At 68.0% G+C, this 21710-nt stretch carries 25 protein-coding genes; 5 read left to right on the forward strand and 20 right to left on the reverse strand.

The genetic code is table 11. The features are described from left to right. Positions 1 to 89: 89 nt before the first annotated feature. The 3 genes from GQ57_RS26795 to GQ57_RS26805 form a co-directional block, all read right to left on the reverse strand. On the reverse strand, positions 90 to 884 hold the full coding sequence (locus tag GQ57_RS26795) for an ABC transporter ATP-binding protein (protein WP_031401302.1): 795 nt from the start codon (positions 882 to 884) through the stop codon (positions 90 to 92). Between the two features lies 1 nt (position 885). Beyond that, positions 886 to 1782, reverse strand: coding sequence for an ABC transporter permease (locus tag GQ57_RS26800; RefSeq protein WP_034199490.1), 897 nt, complete (start codon positions 1780 to 1782; stop codon positions 886 to 888). 140 nt (positions 1783 to 1922) lie between these two features. After that, on the reverse strand, positions 1923 to 2888 hold the full coding sequence (locus GQ57_RS26805) for an ABC transporter substrate-binding protein (RefSeq protein ID WP_031401304.1): 966 nt from the start codon (positions 2886 to 2888) through the stop codon (positions 1923 to 1925). Between the two features lie 333 nt (positions 2889 to 3221). Here GQ57_RS26805 and GQ57_RS26810 point away from each other — a divergent pair, with 333 nt between their 5' ends. Beyond that, positions 3222 to 3530, forward strand: coding sequence for a VF_A0006 family four-cysteine protein (locus GQ57_RS26810; protein WP_031401305.1), 309 nt, complete (start codon positions 3222 to 3224; stop codon positions 3528 to 3530). Positions 3531 to 3640: 110 nt separating this feature from the next. Here the strand turns inward: GQ57_RS26810 and GQ57_RS26815 are convergent, their stop codons facing one another. Beyond that, positions 3641 to 4456: a MetQ/NlpA family ABC transporter substrate-binding protein gene (locus tag GQ57_RS26815; RefSeq protein WP_031401306.1), complete on the reverse strand. Its 816-nt coding sequence runs from the start codon at positions 4454 to 4456 to the stop codon at positions 3641 to 3643. Between the two features lie 202 nt (positions 4457 to 4658). Beyond that, positions 4659 to 6296 (reverse strand): methyl-accepting chemotaxis protein, encoded by a 1638-nt coding sequence (locus GQ57_RS26820; protein WP_031401307.1) that lies wholly within the window; start codon positions 6294 to 6296, stop codon positions 4659 to 4661. A 261-nt stretch (positions 6297 to 6557) separates the two neighbouring features. On the opposite strand from GQ57_RS26820, the gene GQ57_RS26825 reads away from it, so the two are divergent. Next, positions 6558 to 6848 carry a YciI family protein gene (locus tag GQ57_RS26825; protein WP_031401308.1) on the forward strand — a complete coding sequence of 97 codons (291 nt, stop codon included), beginning with the start codon at positions 6558 to 6560 and terminating at the stop codon, positions 6846 to 6848. 140 nt (positions 6849 to 6988) lie between these two features. On the opposite strand, the gene GQ57_RS26830 is transcribed toward GQ57_RS26825, so the two are convergent. Genes GQ57_RS26830 through GQ57_RS26850 form a run of 5 tightly spaced genes read right to left on the reverse strand, consistent with a single transcriptional unit; the run spans position 6989 to position 11069 of the window. After that, a complete protein-coding gene (locus tag GQ57_RS26830; protein WP_031401309.1) occupies positions 6989 to 7606 on the reverse strand; it encodes an SCO family protein in 618 nt (205 codons plus the stop codon). An 18-nt stretch (positions 7607 to 7624) separates the two neighbouring features. Further along, on the reverse strand, positions 7625 to 8527 hold the full coding sequence (gene cyoE / locus GQ57_RS26835) for a heme o synthase (RefSeq protein WP_031401310.1): 903 nt from the start codon (positions 8525 to 8527) through the stop codon (positions 7625 to 7627). Positions 8528 to 8535: 8 nt separating this feature from the next. Next, the gene (locus GQ57_RS26840) at positions 8536 to 9648 is read right to left on the reverse strand and encodes a COX15/CtaA family protein (protein ID WP_034199491.1); all 1113 of its coding nucleotides are present in this window, start codon (positions 9646 to 9648) and stop codon (positions 8536 to 8538) included. A 23-nt stretch (positions 9649 to 9671) separates the two neighbouring features. Continuing rightward, positions 9672 to 10298, reverse strand: coding sequence for an SCO family protein (locus GQ57_RS26845; RefSeq protein WP_031401312.1), 627 nt, complete (start codon positions 10296 to 10298; stop codon positions 9672 to 9674). 60 nt (positions 10299 to 10358) lie between these two features. Then, complete coding sequence (locus GQ57_RS26850; RefSeq protein WP_031401313.1) at positions 10359 to 11069, reverse strand: SURF1 family protein; 711 nt, start codon at positions 11067 to 11069, stop codon at positions 10359 to 10361. Positions 11070 to 11153: 84 nt separating this feature from the next. Between GQ57_RS26850 and GQ57_RS26855 the strand changes: the two genes are divergently transcribed. Further along, positions 11154 to 11363 (forward strand): twin transmembrane helix small protein, encoded by a 210-nt coding sequence (locus tag GQ57_RS26855; RefSeq protein ID WP_031401314.1) that lies wholly within the window; start codon positions 11154 to 11156, stop codon positions 11361 to 11363. Between the two features lie 185 nt (positions 11364 to 11548). Here GQ57_RS26855 and GQ57_RS26860 read toward each other — a convergent pair whose 3' ends face one another. The 8 genes from GQ57_RS26860 to GQ57_RS26890 all read right to left on the reverse strand — a co-directional run bounded on the left by GQ57_RS26860 (position 11549) and on the right by GQ57_RS26890 (position 18601). Beyond that, positions 11549 to 12406, reverse strand: coding sequence for a cytochrome c oxidase subunit 3 (locus GQ57_RS26860; RefSeq protein WP_031401315.1), 858 nt, complete (start codon positions 12404 to 12406; stop codon positions 11549 to 11551). A 138-nt stretch (positions 12407 to 12544) separates the two neighbouring features. Continuing rightward, positions 12545 to 12745 (reverse strand): DUF2970 domain-containing protein, encoded by a 201-nt coding sequence (locus GQ57_RS26865; protein ID WP_031401316.1) that lies wholly within the window; start codon positions 12743 to 12745, stop codon positions 12545 to 12547. A 16-nt stretch (positions 12746 to 12761) separates the two neighbouring features. Next, a complete protein-coding gene (locus tag GQ57_RS26870) occupies positions 12762 to 13370 on the reverse strand; it encodes a cytochrome c oxidase assembly protein (protein WP_031401317.1) in 609 nt (202 codons plus the stop codon). Between the two features lie 35 nt (positions 13371 to 13405). After that, complete coding sequence (locus GQ57_RS43440; RefSeq protein WP_027789063.1) at positions 13406 to 13546, reverse strand: cytochrome oxidase small assembly protein; 141 nt, start codon at positions 13544 to 13546, stop codon at positions 13406 to 13408. 72 nt (positions 13547 to 13618) lie between these two features. Further along, positions 13619 to 15226: a cytochrome c oxidase subunit I gene (gene ctaD / locus GQ57_RS26875; RefSeq protein WP_031401318.1), complete on the reverse strand. Its 1608-nt coding sequence runs from the start codon at positions 15224 to 15226 to the stop codon at positions 13619 to 13621. A 43-nt stretch (positions 15227 to 15269) separates the two neighbouring features. Continuing rightward, on the reverse strand, positions 15270 to 16856 hold the full coding sequence (gene coxB / locus GQ57_RS26880) for a cytochrome c oxidase subunit II (RefSeq protein ID WP_031401319.1): 1587 nt from the start codon (positions 16854 to 16856) through the stop codon (positions 15270 to 15272). A gap of 59 nt (positions 16857 to 16915) precedes the next feature. Next, entirely contained in the window at positions 16916 to 17440 is a 525-nt protein-coding gene (locus tag GQ57_RS26885) for a DUF2244 domain-containing protein (protein ID WP_052001488.1), read from the reverse strand. Positions 17441 to 17635: 195 nt separating this feature from the next. Further along, positions 17636 to 18601, reverse strand: coding sequence for a methyltransferase domain-containing protein (locus GQ57_RS26890; protein WP_031401321.1), 966 nt, complete (start codon positions 18599 to 18601; stop codon positions 17636 to 17638). Between the two features lie 81 nt (positions 18602 to 18682). On the opposite strand from GQ57_RS26890, the gene GQ57_RS26895 reads away from it, so the two are divergent. After that, complete coding sequence (locus tag GQ57_RS26895) at positions 18683 to 19486, forward strand: ComF family protein (protein WP_031401322.1); 804 nt, start codon at positions 18683 to 18685, stop codon at positions 19484 to 19486. 106 nt (positions 19487 to 19592) lie between these two features. Then, the gene (gene trmL, locus GQ57_RS26900; RefSeq protein ID WP_034199492.1) at positions 19593 to 20063 is read left to right on the forward strand and encodes a tRNA (uridine(34)/cytosine(34)/5-carboxymethylaminomethyluridine(34)-2'-O)-methyltransferase TrmL; all 471 of its coding nucleotides are present in this window, start codon (positions 19593 to 19595) and stop codon (positions 20061 to 20063) included. Positions 20064 to 20087: 24 nt separating this feature from the next. Here trmL and GQ57_RS26905 read toward each other — a convergent pair whose 3' ends face one another. Together GQ57_RS26905 and GQ57_RS26910 are read right to left on the reverse strand one after the other, a co-directional pair. Next, the gene (locus tag GQ57_RS26905) at positions 20088 to 20612 is read right to left on the reverse strand and encodes an O-acetyl-ADP-ribose deacetylase (RefSeq protein WP_034199493.1); all 525 of its coding nucleotides are present in this window, start codon (positions 20610 to 20612) and stop codon (positions 20088 to 20090) included. Positions 20613 to 20689: 77 nt separating this feature from the next. Continuing rightward, entirely contained in the window at positions 20690 to 21688 is a 999-nt protein-coding gene (locus GQ57_RS26910; protein WP_034199494.1) for an NAD(P)H-dependent glycerol-3-phosphate dehydrogenase, read from the reverse strand. Positions 21689 to 21710 lie beyond the last annotated feature (22 nt).

The following is a 21710-nucleotide window of genomic DNA, read 5'->3' on the forward strand; positions in this document are numbered from 1 at the left end:
GGCGCGCCCCCGCCGGGCCGGCGCGGCCTGCCCGCGGGCGACCCGGCGCGACGCGGCATCGCGCGCCGCGCCGCCCCGCCAGCCGCCCGTCAGCCGAGCAGCAGCGCGTCGTCGTCGAGCTGCTCGTGACGCACCTTCTCGAACATCTGCAGCAGGTCGGGCACGTCGAGCCCCTTGCGCGCGTCGCCCGACACGTCGAGCACGACCTGCCCCTGGTGCAGCATCACCGTGCGGTCGCCGTAGTCGAGCGCCTGCCGCATGCTGTGCGTGACCATCATCGTCGTCAGCCGGCTCTCGGCGACGATGCGCGCGGTCAGCTCCAGCACGAACGCGGCCGTCTTCGGGTCGAGCGCGGCCGTGTGTTCGTCGAGCAGCAGGATCCGCGACGGCCGCAGCGACGCCATCAGCAGGCTCACGGCCTGCCGCTGGCCGCCCGACAGCAGCCCGATCCGGTCGGTCAGCCGGTTCTCGAGACCGAGATTCAGGAGCCGCAGCTTGTCGCGGAACAGTTCGCGCGACGGGCGGTCGAGCGCGGCCCGGAAGCCGCGCCGCACGCCGCGCGCCATCGCGAGCGCCATGTTCTCCTCGATCGTCAGCGCCTCGCAGGTGCCGGCCATCGGATCCTGGAACACGCGCGCGACGAGGTGCGCGCGATCCCACGCGGCCTTGCGCGTCACGTCGGCACCGTCGATCGCGATGCGTCCCGCATCGACCGGCTGGTCGCCGCTGATCGCATTGAGGAAGGTCGACTTGCCGGCGCCGTTCGAGCCGATCACCGCGACGAACTGGCCGTCGGGAATCTCGAGCGACAGTCCGCGCAGCGCGCGCGTCTCGATCGGCGTGCCGGGGTTGAAGGTCAGTGTCAGGTCTTGTGCGGACAGCATGTCAGGCTCCCCTGTTCTTGCGCGCGAACAGCTTCTTGCGCGTCGCCGGCAGCACCAGCGCGATCGTGACGAGCGCGGCCGTCACGAGGTTCAGATCCTGCGCCTTCAGCCCGATGAATTCGCTGTTCAGCGCGAGCGCGATGAAGAAGCGGTAGACGATCGCGCCGAGCACGACCGCGAGCGTGGTCAGCACCAGCCGGCGCGCGGGCAGCAGCGTCTCGCCGATGATCACCGCGGCCAGCCCGATCACGATCGTGCCGATCCCCATCGAGATGTCCGAGCCGCCCTGCGTCTGCGCGAACAGCGCGCCGGCAAGCGCGACGAGCGCGTTCGACAGCGCCATCCCGGCGAGCGTCGCGCGGCCCGTCGCGATGCCTTGCGCGCGCGCCATCCGCGGGTTCGCGCCGGTCGCGCGCATCGCGAGGCCGAGCTGCGACGAGAAGAACCAGTCGAGGCCGAGCTTCGCGACCACGACGACGATCGCGAGCAGCGCCGGACGCAGCACGTAGTCGGGCAGCCAGTCGGGCTGCAGCATGGTGAACAGCGTCGGCTCGGTGATGAGCGGCACGTTCGGCCGGCCCATGATCCGCAGGTTCACCGAATAGAGCGCGATCATCATCAGGATGCTGGCGAGCAGATCCATGATCTTCAGGCGCACGTTGAGCCAGCCCGTGACGAAACCGGCCAGCGCGCCCGCGACGATCGCGAGCGCCGTCGCCGAGAACGGGTCGTAGCCGGCGGAGATCAGCGTCGCGGCGACGGCCCCGCCGAGCGGAAAACTGCCGTCGACGGTGAGGTCGGGGAAGTTGAGGATGCGAAACGAGATCAGCACCCCGAGGGCGACGAGACTGAAGATCAGGCCGATCTCCAGCGCGCCTAGTAACGAGAACAGAGACATGATGGGGAAATCCTGTTGCTTCCCGGCCGGACGTGTACGGCCGGGCGAAGCGAACGGGCGGCCCCGGGTAGGCGCCGCCCGTCCGGCGGTGTCGTTCGGGCCCGGATCGGGCCGGCAAGGCGCGGTGCCCGGGCCGCGGCTTACTTGATGACCGTCCTGGCTTCCTTGACGAGATCCGACGACAGCGTCACGCCCTGCTTCGCGGCGGCGCCCGTATTGACGAACAATTCGAGGTTGCTGCTCGTCTCCGAGGCGATCGCGCCCGGCTTCTCGCCCTTCAGGATGCGCGCGACGACCTTGCCGGTCTGCCGGCCGAGGTCGCCGTAGTTGATGCCGAGCGCCGCGATGCCGCCGCGCTTCACGCTGTCGGTGTCGCCGGCGACGAGCGGGATCTTCGCTTCGTTCGCGACCTTCACGAGCGCTTCATACGCGGACACGACGTTGTTGTCGGTGTTCGTGTAGATCACGTCGACCTTGCCGATCAGGCTCTTCGCGGCCGGGCCGATGTCGACGGTACGCGGCGCGGCCGCCTCCTTCAGCGTCATGCCCTGCTTCGCGAGGATCTCCTGGAGCGCCTTCACGACGACGACCGAGTTCGCCTCGCCCGGGTTGTAGACCATGCCGACCGTCTTCGCATTCGGCACGACGCGCTTGATCAGCGCGACCTGGCGATCGAGCGGCAGCTTGTCGGACACGCCCGTCACGTTGGTGCCCGACGGGCCCCAGCCCTTCACGAGCTGCGCGGCGACCGGATCGGTGACGCCCGAATAGACGACCGGCACGCTCCTGGTCGACGCGACCACGGCCTGCGCGGCCGGCGTCGCGATCGCGACGATCACGTCGGGCTGGTCGCCGATGAACTTGCGCGCGATCTGCGCGGCCGTCCCGGTGTTGCCCTGCGCGCTCTGATATTCCCACTTGAGCTTGTCGTCGCCGTAGCCCTGTGCCTTCAGCTCGGCGCGCACGCCGTCGCGGATCGCGTCGAGCGCCGGATGGTCGACGATCGACAGCACCTTGACGGTCTGTGCGTGCGCGGCGCCCGCCAGCGCGAGTGCGGCCGCGCCGGCCGTGATCGAGCGGATCGCGAAAGTCTTGAATCGCTTCATGGATGAGTCTCCCCCGTATTGTGTCGGTTCTGGATGATGGATTCCCGCCGCCGTCATGCGGGCGCCGCCGCGCATGCGACGCGCTGACGGCCGGCCCGTGCGCGCCCCGGGAAGGCGCGCAGCGGCGAACGCACGAGCATACCATTCCGCAGACCACCACCTGACTCCGTGCTTTCACGAAGGCGCCGGGGCGCGACAGGCCCCGGCGCGCCTCCAGGCGCGTGCGAAGCCCGGCCCGCAACGGTTCCCGCCGGCGTCCGGGCAACGCGTCGGTCGCCCTCGCGGCTTTACGTTATGCTGTCTGCCGACCCAGTCCACTCCATCGGAGCGCCCATGAAACGGGGAGTCCGTACCATCGCATGCGTGGCCGCCATGCTGGCGCCGCCGGGCGCGGCCTACGCGCTGACCGACGGCAATGCGCAATACGACGAGTGCATGCTCGGCGCGCTGCGCGACAGCCGCAACGGGGCGGCAGCCCAGCTGATCCAGCGCTCGTGCGACGCGCTGTACCGCAACAACGCGATGCTGCTGCCGCGCGAGCAGCGCTATCACGCGTGTGTCGTCCAGTCGCTGCCGGGCGTGCGCGACAACTACGCGATCCAGCAGATCATGGCGATCTGCTCGCGCCGCGGCGAAATGTGAGCCGGCGCTGAACGTCACGCGCCGCGCGGACGCCGGACGGTCGCGCCAATGAAAAAGGGCCTGCGCGATGCAGGCCCTCTTCATTCAGCGGTCCGACCGGTGTGCGGCGTTCAGAACGACGCGACCATCGAGCCCTTGAACTGCTTCTTGATGAACTCCTTCACTTCCGGCGACTGGTACGCCTTGACCAGCTTCTTCACCCACGGCTGATCCTTGTCCTTCGCGCGCACGGCGATCAGGTTCGCATACGGGCTCGTCAGCGATTCGAGCGCGATCGCGTCCTTGGTCGGCTGCAGGTTCGCGGCGAGCGCGTAGTTCGTGTTGATCACGGCCGCGTCGACGTCCGACAGCACGCGCGGCAGTTGCGCGGCGTCGAGTTCGGAGATCTTCAGCTTCTTCGGGTTCTCGGCGATGTCGAGCACCGTCGCGTTGTTGCCGCCCGTGCCCGCGCCGGCCTTCAGCTTGATCACGCCTTGCGTCTGCAGCAGCAGCAGCGCACGGTTCTCGTTCGACGGATCGTTCGGCACCGCGAGCTTCGCGCCTTGCGGCAGGTCCTTCAGCGACTTGAACTTCTTCGAGTACACGCCGATCGGCGAGATGTAGGTCAGGCCCGCGCTGACGATCTTGTAGCCGCGCTGCTTCACCTGGCTGTCGAGGTAGGGCTGGTGCTGGAAGCTGTTCGCGTCGAGGTCGCCCGAATCGAGCGCCGCGTTCGGCTGCACGTAGTCGTTGAACTCGATGACCTTCACGTTCAGGCCTTCCTTCTCCTTCGCGACCTTCTGCACGACCTGCCACACTTCCGCATCCGGGCCGGCGACCGTACCGACCTTGATGACCTTGTCTTCTGCGTGTGCGCCTGCCGACAGCGTCAGCGTGGCACCGGCGGCCAGCACGGAAAATACCTTCAGGAGACTGCGACGCTTCATCTGTTTCTCGCTTTCTTGCTTACTGGAAATAGGGCGCGATACGGGTATGCCCCGACTCGCAGGAAGGGGCAAATGGTGTCACAGGATCGGCGGGAAGTGAAATACATCCCGCTCATATGGGTATGCGCCGCAGCCATGCTGGCGGCGGATGCGCGGCTTGGCCGTTAGTTGCGTTTCCGGCTCGCGCATCCACGCGTCCGCGTCACGCCACCGTCGGCTGGCCAGCGCCCTTCGCATCGAATCCCGGTTCGCCGGCCTGTCGGCCAGCCTCGCGCGGCGACTGGCCGTCGGCGCCGCCGACCCGGAACGCGCCGACCGCATCGCGCAGCCGCGCCGCCTGTTCCTGAAGCGACGCGGCAGCCGCGGCGGCCTCCTCGACGAGCGCCGCGTTCTGCTGCGTCACCTGGTCCATCTGCGTGACCGCGCGCCCGACCTGCGTGATGCCGCTCGCCTGTTCCTCGGACGCGGCCGCGATCTCGCCCATGATGTCGGTCACGCGCGCGACGGCCTGCAGGATCTCGCCCATCGTCGTGCCGGCCTGGCCGACCAGCGTCGAGCCGTTGCGCACCCGCTCGACCGAGTCGACGATCAGCTCGCGGATCTCCTTCGAGGCCGTCGCGCTGCGCTGCGCGAGCGAACGCACTTCGCCCGCGACCACCGCGAAGCCGCGGCCCTGCTCGCCTGCCCGCGCGGCCTCGACCGCCGCGTTCAGCGCGAGGATGTTGGTCTGGAACGCGATGCCCTCGATCACGCCGATGATGTCGGCGATCTTGCGCGAGCTGTCGTCGATCTGGCCCATCGTGCCGATCACGCGGTTCACGACGTCGCTTCCCGTGCGCGCGATCTCCGATGCGTTGTTCGCGAGCCCGCTCGCCTGCCGCGCGTTGTCGGCGTTCTGCTTCACCGTCGCGGTGAGCTGCTCCATGCTCGCGGCCGTTTCTTCCAGCGAGGCGGCCTGCTCCTCGGTGCGCTGCGACAGGTCGTCGTTGCCGGCCGAGATCTGACGGCTCGCCGACGCGATCGATCCGGCCGACTGACGAATGCCGCCGATCGTCGCCTGCAACCGCGCCTGCATGTCGTGCATCGCGGCCATCATGCTCGTGCGGTCGCCCGCCCGCACGGGCACCCGCTGCGTCAGGTCGCCCTGCGCGATGCGCATCGCGAGCGCGGCCGCCTCGTCCGGCTCGCCGCCGAGGCTGTTGCGCACGTTGCGGATGATCACCAGCATCGCCGCGCTGATCACGAAGCCGATCACGAACACGACGGCCAGGTGGCCGAGCAGCGTCCGGTAGTAGATGGTGTCGATGTCCTTCAGGAACACGCCGCTCGAGATGTTCCAGTCCCACGGCGCGAAACGCGTGACGTAGCTGATCTTCGGCACGGCGGTCTCGCTGTGCGGCAGCCGCCCGCGATATTCGGCGAAACCGCTGCCGGTGGCCTTCGCCGCATTCAGGATCGTGACGAACAGCGGCTTGCCGTCCGGATCGAGATAATCGCCGACCTGCGTACCGACCAGCTTCGGCAGCGTCGGATGCATCAGCACGACCGGCTTCGAATCCATCACGAACACGTAGCCCGAATCGCCGTAGCGCATCGCGGCCAGGCTCGCGAGCGCATCGCGCTGCGCGTCGGCCTCGGGCAGCGCGCCGCTCTGCGCGAGCGCGTGATACGCCTTCACGATGCCGGCCGCCGAATCGACGAGATTCGCGATGCCCGCCTTGCGTTCGTCCAGCATCGTCGCGCGCGTCTCGTACGCGCTCCATGCGCCGACGCCCAGGAGACCGATCCATACCAGCGCAAGCGCGAGCCACAGCTTGCGGTTCAAACTCATTCTGCTCATCTGCGTGCCTTTGTCGATGTCGATGCGCACGCTGCGCGCAAACGGCCTGCCGCGCGCACACGGTGCCCTTTTATTTACGGCACCGAGGCTTACAACTTGAATACGCGTCGATGCGGCGAACCGCCGAACGGCGGCCCGGCGTTCGACACGCCGCGCCGCCTCGTCGCACTCCGCCAGGCAGCCTGCGACAGCCCGCGCCCGCTGTGCTAAAAAGACCGGCTGGCCGGCGCTCGAAGCGCCGGCCCCATTCCAGGGCCATCCATGTACGTCATCGACATCCACTACACCGCATCGCTCGAGCGCATCGACGATGCGCTCGAACGCCACCGCGCGTATCTGCAGCCGCTGTTCGACAAGGGCATCTTCATTGCGGCGGGGCCGAAGGTGCCGCGCGAAGGCGGCATGATCCTCGCGGCCCGCATCGATCGCGACGAGCTGGACGCGATCCTGAAGACCGATCCGTTCGTCACCGAGGGGCTCGCCACGTATCGCGTGACGGAATTCCGGATCACGCGCGCCGCCTCCGGCTTCAACGTACCCGCGCTGCCGTAACGCAACGCCCGCGCGGCGCGCGCGCAGGCCGACCCGCCGCCCGGCGGGCGGCGCATGCGAACGATGAACGGGGAGGAACGGCGTGACGAAGCGCAGCGGCCGTCACGCGATCGCCGGGCCGGGCGCCCGGCGGCAGGCGCTCAGCCGACCAGCAGCTTAAGGTCGTGGACCCACGGGGCGGGGCCCTGGCCGTCGCGCACGAACAGGCGCAGCTTGCCGTCGCGGTCGAACACGTAGCTCGCGGCGGTGTGATCCATCGTATAGCTGCCGGGGGTCTTGCCGGGCACCTTCGCGTAGTACACGCGAAAATCCTTCGTGATCTTCTTCAGCGCGGCTTCGTCGGCCGGCCGCAGCCCGACGAACGACGGATCGAATGCCGGCACGTACTGGCCGAGCAGCGCCGGCGTGTCGCGTTCCGGGTCGACGGTGACGAACAGCACCTGCACGCGCTTCGCCGCATCGGGCCCGAGCTGCTTCAGCGCCTCGGACAGCTCGGCCATCGTCGTCGGACACACGTCCGGGCAGTGCGTATAGCCGAAGAACATCACGACGGCCTTGCCCTTGAAGTCGGCGAGCGTGCGCACCTTGCCGGTCGTATCGGGCAGCGAGAAATCGTTGCCGAATTGCGTGTTGCCGGTGATGTCGAGATTCTGGAATTTCGGTGCGTTGTCGCATCCGGCGAGCAGCAGCGCTGCCGTGAATGCGCACGCGAGCATCCAGCCTTGGCGCGCGCGGCGCCCGAACCGTGAATGGAGCATTGCGTTCAAACCGTGCGGTTACACGCCGAGCAGCGGGCGTGCGTAGTGATCGACGAGCAGCGCGGCGAACAGCAGCGACAGGTAGACGATCGAGTAACGGAAGGCCTTGCGGGCGAGTTCGTCGGAATAGTCGCGATGGATCTTCCACGCATACGCGAGGAACACCGCGCCGAGCAGCACCGCGCTCGCCAGGTAGACGGCTCCGCTCATCCCGGAGATGAACGGCATCAGCGTGACCGCGAACAGGATCACTGTATACAGCAGGATGTGCAGCCGCGTGAATTTCTCGCCGTGCGTGACGGGCAGCATCGGCAGACCCGCGTTCTCGTAGTCCTTGCGGCGATACAGCGCGAGCACCCAGAAATGCGGCGGCGTCCAGACGAAGATGATCAGAACGAGGATCCACGCGTCGCCCGGCACCGCGCCCGTGACCGCGGCCCACCCGAGCGCCGGCGGCATCGCGCCCGACGCGCCGCCGATCACGATGTTCTGCGGGGTCATCGGCTTGAGCAGCAGCGTGTAGATCACGGCATAGCCGACGAACGTCGCGATCGTCAGCCACATCGTCAGCGGATTCGTGAACGTATAGAGGGTCCATGCGCCCAGGCTGCCGAGCACGGCCGAGAACAGCAGGATCTGCGGCGTCGTGATCTCGCCGCGCGCGGACGGGCGCCACGCGGTGCGGCGCATCATCGCGTCGATCTTCTGTTCGACGAGGCAGTTGATCGCGAACGCGGCGCCGGCCAGCAGCCAGATGCCGACCGTGCCGCCGATCAGCACACGCCACGGCACCATGCCCGGCGTCGCGAGGAACATGCCGATCACCGCGCAGAACACCGCGAGCTGCGTGACACGCGGCTTCGTCAGCGCCATGTACTGGGAAAAGCGGCTACCGGGCGATTGGGAGAGGGTGCTTTGCATGGGGACGGTCACGCCGGGGCGGCGTCGCGCGCGGGCTGCGCGACACGGCCGGGGCGGCTTGAAAGGATGCGAAAGTTTAACATGACGACGAGCAGCAGCAGGATCGCGGCGCCGCCGTTGTGCGCGACGGCGACCGGCAGCGGCCACTGCAGCACGATGTTGGTCAGGCCCGTGACGAACTGCAGCAGGACCACCAGCAGCACGCCGTTCGCGGGCCGCCGCAGCGATTCGAAGCGGCGCATCCGCAGCGCGAACGCCACCAGATACGCGACCACGACGAACGCGAAGGTACGGTGCGTCCAGTGGATCGCGACCAGCGCGTCCTGCGTGATCGCCTCGCCGTCCTTCGTCATCCCGAGCGCGCGCCACAGGTGGAAGCCGTGCTGGAAATCCATCGGCGGGATCCACTGGCCGTTGCAGGTCGGGAAATCGGTGCATGCGAGCACCGCGTAGTTGGTGCTCACCCAGCCGCCGAGCGCGATCTGCACGACCAGCAGCACGAGCGCCGCGAGCGCGGCCGCACGGTACCGCCCGGCCTCCGGATCGTACGACGGCAGCGGCGTCTGCCGCGCCGCGAGCCAGCCGAGCGTGCCGAGCAGCGTGAGGCCGAGCAGCAGGTGGATCGTGACGATCACCGGCTGCAGCTTCATCGTGACCGTCCACGCGCCGAACGCGCCCTGCACGAGGATCAGCAGCAGCAGGCTCGTCGGCCACCACGGCGACACGCGCAGCGGGCGCCGGCGCAGCCGCGCGGACCACGCGATCACGACCTGCGCGATGATCAGCACGCCGATCGCCATCGCGAAATAGCGGTGGATCATCTCGATCCACGCCTTCGTCATGCTGACCGGGCCCGTCGGCATCGCCTGGTGGGCGGCCGTGATCGCGGCGTGCGCGATGAACGGCGACGACGTGCCGTAGCAGCCGGGCCAGTCGGGGCAGCCGAGCCCCGAATCGGTCAGCCGCGTGAAGCCGCCGAACATCACCAGGTCGAGCGTCAGGAAGGTGGTGATCCACACCAGCTTGCGGAACTTGTTGTCGTCGGCCTTCACCCACACGTACGACAACGGCAGCAGTGCGATGCAGAAGCCGATCAGGCCGAGTTGCAGTAGATACGACATCGGTTATTGCCTCTCGTCTTGCCTTAGCCGATGCTCGACCACTTCAGCAGCTTCGTCACGTCGGACTTGATCTTGCTGGGGTTCGGATCCTTCGGGAAGCGCATCATCAGGTTGCCGTTCGGATCGACCATGTAGATGTGGTCGGTGTCCTTCGTGCCGGCGTCGGCCGGCAGCCACGCGGCCACGGCGGCCGGATCGGCGACGAGCCGGCGCGTGTCGGGATAGGCGTCCAGCACCTTCTGCGGCATCGCGCCCGCATCGCTGCGCAGCCACACCATCGTGATCCGGTGCCGCTCGCCCGCCTGCGTGACGCGGATCTGGCGCATGAAATAGAGCTTCTGCGCGCACGCTTCGTCGCATGCGCTGCTGTCGGTCATCACGAACAGCCACACGCCGCGCAGCGACGCGAGCGGCACGGCCTTGCCGGTTTCGTCGGTCACCTGCAGATCCGCCGGGATCGGGCGCTGCGGCTCGATCAGCGTGCCGTAGTTGGTCGACCCGCCCTTCGGCTTGATCACGTAGTAGGTGAAGTACGACGCGATCATCGGCGCGGCGCACACGAGACCCAGCAGCACGAGCATCCAGCGGCCGCGCTTGCGGGCCGCCGGCGAGATCGGCGCTGCGGCCGGACCCTGACGGGAAGATTGCATGGACAAATCAGACCTCTCGAAACGAACCCGCGGCGCCTGCGCCGCGTCCTGGCATGGCGCTCACGCGCCGGCCGACTTCTTCGCCGCGCGCCGCGCGGCATACAGGCCGAAGCCGAGCGCGGCCGCCGCCATCGCCCACCACTGAAACATGTAACCGTAATTGCGCTCGACGCCGGTTGTCGCCGCCGGCCAGTCGCGCACGAGCTTGTCGCCGTCGTCGCTCGTCTGCTGGATCACGAACGGCTGCAGCGGCAGCCCCGTTTCCTGCGCATACGCGGCGACGTCCAGGTTCTGCCGGATCTTCTGGTGCGCCGCCGACCCGCCTTCGCCGAGCTCGAACGCACGCGACGCGTCGGCGCGCGCGATGCCCACGATCTCGACGTCGCCCGCGGGCGTCGCGAACGGCTCGATCGCCGTGCGATCGGAGATATTGCGCGGCAGCCAGCCGCGGTTCACGAGCACGACGCCGCCGCCCGTGAGTTTAAACGGCATCACGACGTAAAAACCCGGCTGGTCGTTATACGGCCGATTGTCGAGAAACACCGCCTGCCCGGGCATGAAACGGCCCGTCGCACGCACGCGATGAAACTCGATCGACGCGAGCGACACCGGCTGCGCGCCGATCTCGACGGGCGCCGCCTGCTCGTAGCGCGCGATGCTCGCCTGCAGCGCCTCCTTCTGGTGCGCGCGGTCGCGTTGCCAGAAACCGAGACGGATCGTAACCGCGACGACGACGAGAATCAGCAGCGCGGGCAGCCAGCGAATCTTCATCATGCGGCCCGCCCGGCACCTGCGCGAAAGCGAAATGCGATAATTATCCCCTTCCTTTCGAATTGCCGTCGTCCGGTTCGTGCCATGCACATACTCGTTCCCATCGCCTTCGTCCTCATCATCGCCAGCATGGGCTCGGCGCTCTACTTCATGATGCACGACCGCGGCCACACGAAACGCATGGTCTGGTCGCTCGCCACCCGCGTCGGGCTGTCGGTCTCGCTGTTCGTGCTCATCCTGCTCGCGAACCGGATGGGCTGGATCCATTCGACCGGCCTGCCGATCGGGCGTTGACGCATTCGACCCGGCAGCCGTTGATGCGGCAGCCGCTGTGACATTTCGCCGCACGATCGCGACGCCATGCAAAAGCGCCGCCTGACTGAGTCGCGGCGGCGCCCGGGGGTGTCGACGGCGGCCGGGCCGCCCGGTCGACACCAATGAAAACGGCCCGCGCATCGCTGCGCGGGCCGTTTTTCCATTTACAGCCAGTAGACGACGACGTACAGGCCGAGCCAGACGACGTCGACGAAGTGCCAGTACCACGCGGCGCCTTCGAACGCGAAGTGGTGATCGGGCTTGAAGTGGCCGCGGATCATCCGCACCAGCACCACCGCGAGCATCGTGCCGCCGAGGAACACGTGGAAGCCGTGGAAGCCGGTCAGCAGGAAGAACGTCGAACCGTACACGCCCGAATTCAGCGTCAGGTTGAGTTCGTTGTACGCGTGGTAGTACTCGAAGCCCTGCAGGAACAGGAAGCAGATACCGAACGCGAGCGTCGCGGCCAGCCATGCGATCGCCTTCTTGCGATGGTCGTCACGCAGTGCGTGGTGCGAGATCGTCAGCGTCACGCCCGACGACAGCAGGAACGCCGTGTTCAGCGTCGGGATCGGCCACGGGCCCATCGTCTTGAAGTGACCGGCGAGCGCGGCGGGGCCTTCGTTCGGCCACACGGCCGAGAAATCCGGCCAGATCAGCTTGTAGTCGAGGCTGCCGAGCTGGTGCAGCGCGATCTCACGCGCGTAGAACAGCGCACCGAAGAATGCGCCGAAGAACATGACTTCCGAGAAGATGAACCAGCTCATGCTCCAGCGGTACGACTTGTCGACGTTCTTGCCGTAATGGCCGCCTTCCGATTCGGCGATCGCGTCGCCGAACCAGTGGTACAGCGTGAAGAGCAACCAGAGCAGGCCGAGCAGTGCCGTGAACGGCGCCCAGTCGTGACCGTTGATCCACAGCGCTGTCGATCCGAGCATGACCAGCAGGCCGGTGGCCGCGCTGATCGGATGCTGCGACGGATGCGGCACGAAATAGTACGGGGTCTGGTTTTGACCGCTCATGCTTGATTCTCCACTTCAGTCCAATTTGTGTACCGGAAACCGCTCCGGCTTTATTTCTTGCGCGGCGCGACCGCCACCGCTCATTCCCGCACGCGGCGCCTCGGCGCCGCGCCCTGCATTCCTTCCTCGCCGCGGGCCTCAGCCCACGACCGCACGCACGATCAGGATCAGCACGCCGATGAACACACCGGCCGCGATCAGCGCGACGATCAGCACGTGCAGCGGATTGAGCTGCGTCGCGTCGGCCTCCAGGTCGCGCCGCTTGCGCACCCCGAAGAACGACCACAGCACCGCTCTCAGCGCCTGGCCGAACGACCCGCCCCGCTTGACCTCCGTCATCGCCCCGCCTCCCTCGTCATGCGTCCGGCTTCGCCGCACCCTGCGCCGCGGTCTTGCTCGGCGCCGGTGCCGGCGTGGCCGGCGTATTCAGCTCGAAGAACGTGTACGACAGCGTGATCGTCTTCACGTCCTTCGGCAGTTTCGGATCGATCACGAACACCACCGGCATCTTGCGCGACTCGTTCGCGGCCAGCGTCTGCTGCGTAAAGCAAAAGCACTCGATCTTCTTGAAGAACTCCGTCGCCTGCTTCGGCGCGTAGCTCGGAATCGCCTGCGCCACGACCGGCCGGCCCTGCCCGTTCGTCACGTCGTACACGATCGTCGTCAGCTCGCCCGGATGCACGTCGAGGCTATTGTGCTCCGGCCTGAACCCGAGCGGCCCGCGCGCGTTCGCATCGAACTCCACCGACACCGTACGGCTGTAGTCGACCTGCGAGTTCTTCACCTCGCGCTCGCTGACGTCGCGCTGCACCAGGTTGTTGATGCCGGTGATCTGGCAGATCGCCCGATACATCGGGATCAGCGCGAAGCCGAAACCGAACATCAGCCCGGCGACGACGAACAGCTTCACCAGCATCGAACGATTGAACGCGCGATCGACGGCGCCTTCTTCCGGCTTCGACATACGACGACTTCCTCGCTACTGCGTCTGTTGCTGCATCAGTGAGTGGACAGCCACCACTGCTTGATCACGACACCCACAAAAAAAACGGCGGCGATGACGAGCAGGATGAGGCCGAGCCGCTTGTTGCCCGCGCGGATCTGCTCGGGCGTTCGTCTTTGTTGTGGATTCCGGTTCATCTGGCGCTTCGGGGTTCGGCACCCGCCGCTGCCCGCCTGCGCGGCAGGCAGCGGTCGGGCGCACTGTGAAACTTACTCGACGTGCGGCGGTTGCTCGAACGTGTGGAAGGGAGCCGGGCTCGGCACCGTCCACTCGAGGCCCGTCGCGCCATCCCACGGCTTGTCCGACGCCTTTTCCAGCTCGCCGCCGCCACGGTAGGCCGGCAGCGCGACCGCGAACAGGAAGTACACCTGCGCGAGGCCGAAGCCGAATGCGCCGATCGTCGCCACCTGGTTGAAGTCCGTGAACTGCGCCGGGTAATCCGCATAGCGGCGCGGCATGCCCGCGAGACCGACGAAGTGCATCGGGAAGAACGTCAGGTTGAAGAAGATCATCGACGCCCAGAAGTGGATCTTGCCGCGCGTCTCGTTGTACATCCAGCCCGTCCACTTCGGCGCCCAGTAGTACCAGCCCGAGAACAGCGCGAACAGCGAGCCCGCCACCAGCACGTAGTGGAAGTGCGCCACCACGAAGTAGGTGCCGTGATACTGGATGTCGAGCGGCGCCATCGCGAGCATCAGGCCCGTCAGGCCGCCGAACGTGAACACGAACAGGAAGCCGATCGCGAACAGCATCGGGGTTTCGAACGTCATCGAGCCGCGCCACATCGTCGCGAGCCAGTTGAACACCTTCACGCCGGTCGGCACCGCGATCAGCATCGTCGCGTACATGAAGAACAGCTGGCCGGTGACCGGCATGCCCGTCGCGAACATGTGGTGCGCCCAGACCATGAACGACAGGATCGCGATCGACGCCGTCGCGTACACCATCGAGCTGTAGCCGAACAGCGTCTTGCGCGCGAACGCCGGGATCACCTGCGACACGATCCCGAACGCCGGCAGAATCATGATGTACACCTCGGGGTGGCCGAAGAACCAGAAGATGTGCTGGTACATCACCGGATCGCCGCCGCCCGCCGCGTTGAAGAACGACGTGCCGAAGTGGCGGTCGAACAGCACCATCGTGATCGCGCCTGCCAGGACCGGCATCACGGCGATCAGCAGGTAGGCGGTGATCAGCCACGTCCACGCGAACATCGGCATCTTCATCAGCGTCATGCCCGGCGCGCGCATGTTCAGGATCGTCACGACGATGTTGATCCCGCCCATGATCGACGACGCGCCCATGATGTGCACCGCGAAGATCGCGAAGTCCATGCCCGGGCCCATCTGCGTCGACAGCGGCGCATACAGCGTCCAGCCGGCGGCCGTCGCGCCGCCCGGCGCGAAGAACGAGCCGACCAGCAGCACGGCCGCGACCGGCAGCAGCCAGAAGCTGAAGTTGTTCATCCGCGCGAACGCCATGTCGGATGCGCCGATCTGCAGCGGGATCATCCAGTTCGCGAAGCCGACGAACGCCGGCATGATCGCGCCGAACACCATGATCAGGCCGTGCATCGTCGTGAGTTCGTTGAAGAACTCCGGACGCATGATCTGCAGGCCCGGCTCGAACAGCTCGGCCCGGATCGCGAGCGCCATCACGCCGCCCGACAGGAACATGATGAACGAGAACAACAGGTACAGCGTACCGATGTCCTTGTGGTTGGTGGCGAACAGCCAGCGCCGCCAGCCATGCGGCATTTCGTGCGCGTGGTCGTCGTGCGCGTGGTCCGCGGCTACGTCGTGCCCGATGCTAGACATGAGAATCTCCTAATGCGAATACGTCGACTAACTCAGCGACACGTCAAGCCGCCGGACCGATCTCGACACGCCGGGCTTCCTTCGCGTCAGCCCCGCCCGTGATCGTTTCCGGTTTTTTGAGAATAATGTGGTCTTCCGCCACGCCTGCTGCCTTCAGCGCATCGCGCACGGCTTGCGCGCGATGCTTGGCCAGTTCGGCATTCGCGCCGGACGAGCCCGTCTGGTCGGTAAAGCCCGACAGCGCGAGCTTCGCGTCCGGATGTGCCTTCGCATAGTCGGCCGCGGCGGCGATCGCCGCCTTCGCGTCGGCCGGCAGCACGCTCTTGCCGGTCTCGAAGTAGATCGTCGACAGCGCGGTCGAAGCCGCCGGCTGCTCGGCTGCGCCCGACGCGGCCTGCTCCGGCGCCGAAGCCGCCTCGGCCGGCGCTGCCGCGCCTGCGGTGTCTTCCGGCATCTTGCCGTTGCGCGCGTCGGCCACTTGCTTCGGCTGCAGCAGGTCGTTCTTGTGGTTGCCCCACGAATTGCGCTCGTACGTGATGACCGAGGCGATGTCGAGATCCGACAGCGACGCCCACGACGGCATCGCGCCCTTGCCGTGCAGCACGCGCTCGACGTGGCCGGCGATCGGGCCGTTCACGATCGCGCTGCCGTCCATGGCCGGGAATGCGCCGAGGCCCTTGCCGTTCACCTGGTGGCAGGCCGCGCAGTTCGCCTTGTAGACGTCCTCGCCGTGCGCGACGAGTTCGGCCATCGTGTAGACCTTGTTCGGATCGACCGCCGCGCTGGCCAGCTTGGCCTTCTGCGCGGTCACCCACTTCGCGTAGTCGTCTTCCGACAGGACTTCGACGACGACCGGCATGTACGCGTGCTCCTTGCCGCACAGCTCGGTACAGAAACCGCGGAAGGTGCCGACCTTGTCGGCCTTGAACCACGTGTCGCGCACGAAGCCCGGGATCGCATCCTGCTTCACGCCGAACGCGGGCACGTACCACGAGTGGACGACGTCGTTCGCCGTCGTGATGATGCGGATCTTCTTGTTGACCGGCACGACGAGCGGGTTGTCGACTTCCTGCAGATAGGTGTCGGTGATCGGCGTCTTGCCCATCACTTCGTCGCGCGGGGTGCTGAGCGTCGACAGGAAGCCGATGCCCTCGCCCGGGCCCTTCACATAGTCGTAGCCCCACTTCCACTGGTAGCCGGTGACCTTGATCGTGAGATCCGCGTTCGTCGTGTCCTTCATCGCGACGACGGCCTTCGTCGCCGGCAGCGCCATCAGCACGACGATGATGAACGGCACGATCGTCCAGATGATTTCGACGGTCGTGCTTTCATGGAAATTGGCGGCCTTGTGGCCTTTGGATTTGCGGTGCGCGAAGATCGAATAGAACATCACGCCGAACACGCCGACGAAGATCACCGTACACAGGATCAGCATCATCGTGTGGAGATCGTAGAGCTCCTCGGCGATCTTCGTGACAGGCGGCTGAAAGTTGATCTCGTTGACGCGGGGGCCGCCCGGGCTATCACCGACCGCCAGGGCGGCACCGGCAAAGAGCAGTCCGCTGCATGCCAGCACACCCGTGAGGGCTCGCTTGATTGTTTTCATAGCATCCTTACCCAAAATTTCCATTCAAACCCTCCCCCCCGTCGCAAGCCGCCGGCCAGTACCGGCCCGGCGCCCGCGCCTCGTCAGCCGCAGCGCCTGAGCGACACGCGCAGTTCGTCGGCGAACTGCGCGCGCTTGTACTGCGCGAGATGCTGCCCGATTACGACGGTCTGCCCGCGCGATACCAGCCGAATCGGATCGCGTGGCGTCGCGCCCGGCTCGACCCGCACCCAGCGCGGGTTGAATTCGATCTGCGTGAGCCGATCCGCATCCATCCGTTCGATCACGAGCCGGTGCGGAAACAGCCTGATGCGCTCGTAATCGACCGCATGGCGAGCATAGATCGCAAATGCGACACCCACCGCCAGCAACTCGATTCCGGTGAAGGGCATGACGAGCCAGGCTCCACGCCACGTCAGCAATGCCGCGATCACCAGCGAAAAGCCCGCGAGCGACGCGTAAAACAGCACGAACTGGCGCGGCGACACCGAACAGTTGCGTTTGATCAGCCAGTCTTCGAGGACCGGCTCGCCGTTCGTCGTCTCCGCCAAAACCGTCGCTGCTTCCATCGCCGCCTCACGCGAATGGCATGCGATGCATGCCTGCATCGGACTCGCCGTCCCGTATTGCGGGGACCCCGGGATGACAAGCTGACGCATTATAGGCGGGTTCAATGGCATCCACAAGCAAGCGCCTATCGCCCCGCAAGCCAAGCGCGACAAGCTTTCCGGCCGTTTTTGGCGCCTATTCGACCCCGCTTTGCGCTGCTAATTTCAGACATAACAAAACCCCTCTTTACCGCTTTACCGATTCTTCGGACGACCTTTTCCGATGTCCTCGATACGCACGATCCCGTGCCCTTCGGCGGTCGTGCGCGGCACGGCCTTCCACGCGTGGCCGTAGATCACTTCGAAGGTCAGGGCAATCGTGCCGTCCGCGCGCCGGCGCGCCTCCAGCGCGTCGCCGAGGGCCGCGCGAAAGCGCCGCGTCGCGCGCTGCGGCGCGGCCCGGTCGAACGGGTAGGCGCCCCAGCGGCGCACGTCGGCCAGCAGGGAGTCGGGGGATTTGTAGGTGACGGTCAGCACTTCCTGATCCATCACGGGAATCTCGAAGCCGCTCTCGACGAGCATGTCGCCGAGGTCGTGCATGTCGACGAAATCGATCACGCGCGCGCCGGGCGGCGCGATGCCGAGCGCCGCCTCGGCGTCCGCGCAGGCCGCGCGCAGTTCGCGCAGCGTGTCGGGGCCGAGCGTGCTGAACATCAGCAGCCCGTTCACGCGCAGCACGCGCTGCCACTCGGGCAGCACCGCATCGGGGCGCGAATGCCAGTGGAGCGCGAGATTCGACCAGATCAGGTCGAACGCGCCGCCCGCGAACGGCAGCGCGGCGAAATCGGCCTGCGCGACGCGCGGGCCGCGCTGACCCAGCGCGCGGCCGAGCGAGGCCGGCAGCCAGCGGCGCCAGCTCGCCTGCTCGACCTCGCGCTGGCCGGCTCGCGCGAGCATCGCGCCGGACAGGTCGACGCCGAACACGGGCGCCTCCGGAAAGCGCGCGCGCAGCGCCGGCAGATCGTCGCCCGGGCCGCAGCCCGCGTCGAGCACCGCCGTGGGGCTCACCTTGATGTATTCGAGGCGCTCGTTCATCCGTTGCGCGATCTCGCGCGGCAGGAATGCGACCGCGTCGAAGGTGGCGGCGCGGCGATCGAAGATCCGCCGCAGGCGCCTTGCGTCATTGGCCGGACGGCCGGTTGAAGTCGAAGCTGGGGACATGTCGGGCACACTGGCGAAGAGCCCGAAGTATACTCGCTCGCCCCGCCTGCTTCATTGAAGCGGGGTGTCAGGAGTGTTGCGATGATCCGCCGTTCCGCTCCGCGCACGATGCGCGTCGTTTTGTCGCAGGTTCGCGTACTGGCCGTGCGCGTCGCCGCGGTCGCGCTGCCCAATCGCTGCGCACTGTGCGGCAATTTGTCACACACCTCGATTTGCGGTGCGTGCGACGCCGCGTACTGGAACGAGGCGCGGCTGCGCTGCGGCGTCTGCGCGTTGCCGCTGGGCGTCGGGCAGCCGCGTTCGCGCGCGCCCCGCGGCGCTCAGGCCGGCGCCGGCCGCGCGGCCGCGTACCGGTGCGACGCGTGCCGCACGGCGGCGCCGCCGTTCGACGCGACGCTCGCGCTGGCGGATTACCGCGCGCCGCTCGACGGGCTCGCGCGCGGCCTGAAGTTTCACGGCCGGCTCGCGCTCGGCGCCGAATTCGCGGCACGGCTCGCCCGGCTGATCGACGATACGCCCGGCGCCGGCGGCTTCGACCTGGTCGCGCCCGTGCCGCTGTCGCACCGGCGGCTGGTCGCGCGCGGCTACAACCAGGCGTGGGCGATCGCGCGTCCGCTCGCGCGGCGACTCGGCGTGCGCGCGGACGCGGCGCTGCTCGCCCGCGTCGCCGACACCGCGCCGCAGTCGCGGCTCGACCGGCTCGCCCGGCGCGACAACGTGATGGCGGCATTCGCGGTGGCGGGCGGCGTCGCCGGCCGCCATGTCGCGCTCGTCGACGACGTGATGACGTCCGGCGCGACGCTCGCGGCCGCCGCGCAGGCGCTGAAGGCGGCGGGCGCCGCGCGCGTGACGAATCTGGTTGCGCTGCGCACCGCCAGGGATTAATTAGATAGGAGGCCGGCCGCCGGAACGCGGCGCCGGCCGTCACGAACCGGCCGGCCGGGAACGCGCGCGCAACGCGCCGCCCCGGCCGGCCCAGCCAAACCGAAACATGTTCAACGTCGTTCTCGTCGCGCCCGAAATTCCGCCGAACACCGGCAACGTTATCCGCCTGTGCGCCAACACGGGCGCGCGCCTGCACCTGATCGAGCCGCTCGGCTTCCCGCTCGACGACGCGCGGATGCGGCGCGCCGGCCTCGACTATCACGAGTATGCGCAGATGCGCGTGCATCGCGACTGGGACGCGTTCGTCACGGCGGAAACGCCCGATCCCGCGCGCATGTTCGCGTTCACGACCCGCGGCTCGGGCCGCTTCCACGATCATGCGTTCCTGCCCAGCGACTGGTTCGTGTTCGGCTCGGAAACGCGCGGCCTGCCCGCCGAGCTGCTCGAGCGCTTTCCGGGCGAACAGCGCGTGCGGCTGCCGATGCGGCCGGACAACCGCAGCCTGAACCTGTCGAACACGGTCGCGGTGGTCGTGTTCGAAGCCTGGCGCCAGGCCGGCTTCGAAGGCGGCGCCTGACGCACGCGCCGCCCGCCGGCCGGCTCAGGCCTGCACGAGCCGCGCGCGATACAGGTCGTAAATGTCGGGGGAAAAGCACGCGAACACCACGCGTGCGAGGTTCGGCGCTTGGGGCAGCATGTCGGCGACGGTGCCGACCGCGATGCCGACGGCCTCTTCAGCCGGATAGCGGTAGATGCCGCAACTGATCGCCGGAAACGCGATCGACGTCGCCGCGACCTCCTCGGCCAGTTCGATCGCCCGCCGGTAGCAGGACGCGAGCAGGTCGGCCTCGCCGCGCCCGCCGCCGTACCACACGGGCCCGACGGCATGGATCACGTAGCGCGCCGGCAGCCCGTGCCCGCGCGTGAGCTTCGCGTCGCCCGTCGCGCAGCCGCCGAGCATGCGGCATTCGGCGAGCAGGCCGGGGCCGGCCGCCCGGTGGATCGCGCCGTCGACGCCGCCGCCGCCCAGCAGTGAACCGTTCGCGGCGTTGACGATCGCGTCGACCTCGAGCGTGGTGATGTCGACGACCTGTGCGTCGAGCGTAGTGGAACCGATCTGCAGCATGACACCCTCCCGGAGCGCCGGAGACCGTTCAAGCGTAGCGCGCTTCGACGCCGCGCGCCCGGCGGCGCTGCCCGGCGCTACTCGGCGCGCGCGTCGCGCCGCAGCAGGCCGCTGACGGCGTCGCGCGGCGCGATGCCGTCGAACAGCACGCCGCACACGGCTTCGGTGATCGGCATTTCGATCGACTGCGCGCGCGCGATCGCCAGCACGGCTTGCGCGCAGCGCACGCCTTCGGCCACGTGACCGAGGGCGGCGAGGATGTCGTCGAGCGTGCGGCCGGCCGCCAGTTGCAGGCCGACCGTGCGGTTGCGCGACAGGTCGCCCGTCGCGGTGAGGATCAGGTCGCCGAGGCCGGTGAGGCCCGTGAAGGTTTCCGCGCGGCCGCCGAGCGCGACGCCCAGCCGCGACATTTCGGCGAGCCCGCGCGTAATCAGCGCGGCCCGCGCGTTCAGCCCGAGGCCGAGGCCGTCGGCAATGCCGGTCGCGATCGCCAGCACGTTCTTCACCGCGCCGCCGACCTCGACGCCGACCACGTCGTCGCCCGTATAGATCCGCATCGCGCCGTGATGGAACGCGGCGAGCGTGCGCTCGCGGCAGGCGGCGGACGGGCTCGCCACCGTCAGCGCGACGGGCAGCGACAGCCCGACCTCCCGCGCGAAGCTTGGCCCCGACAGCACGCCGTTGCTGTGCTGTTCGGGCAACTCGGCCGCGATCACCTGATGCGGCAGCAGATGCGTGTCGGCCTCGAAGCCCTTGCAGACCCAGACGACGTGCGCGGGCACGCAGCCCGCGTCGCGCATCGCGCGACACAGCGTGCGCAGCCCGGCCACGGGCGCGGCGATCACGCACAGCGCATCGTCCGCGGCGCCATGCGCGAGCGCGGCGCCGAGATCGGCGTCGTAGCACAGCGCGTCGGGCAGCGCGATGCCGTCCAGATAGCGGGAATTCTCGTGCCGGGCCTGCAGCCCGGCGATGAGCGCGGCGTCGCGCGCCCACAGAAGCGTATCGTGCCGCGCGGCCAGATGGCCCGCGAGCGCGGTGCCCCAGGCACCGGCGCCGAGAACGGCTACTTTCATACCCAGCACCGGTCCGCGTTCA

The sequence above is a fragment of the Burkholderia sp. MSh2 genome (assembly GCF_000731655.1).
Taxonomy (GTDB): domain Bacteria; phylum Pseudomonadota; class Gammaproteobacteria; order Burkholderiales; family Burkholderiaceae; genus Burkholderia; species Burkholderia paludis.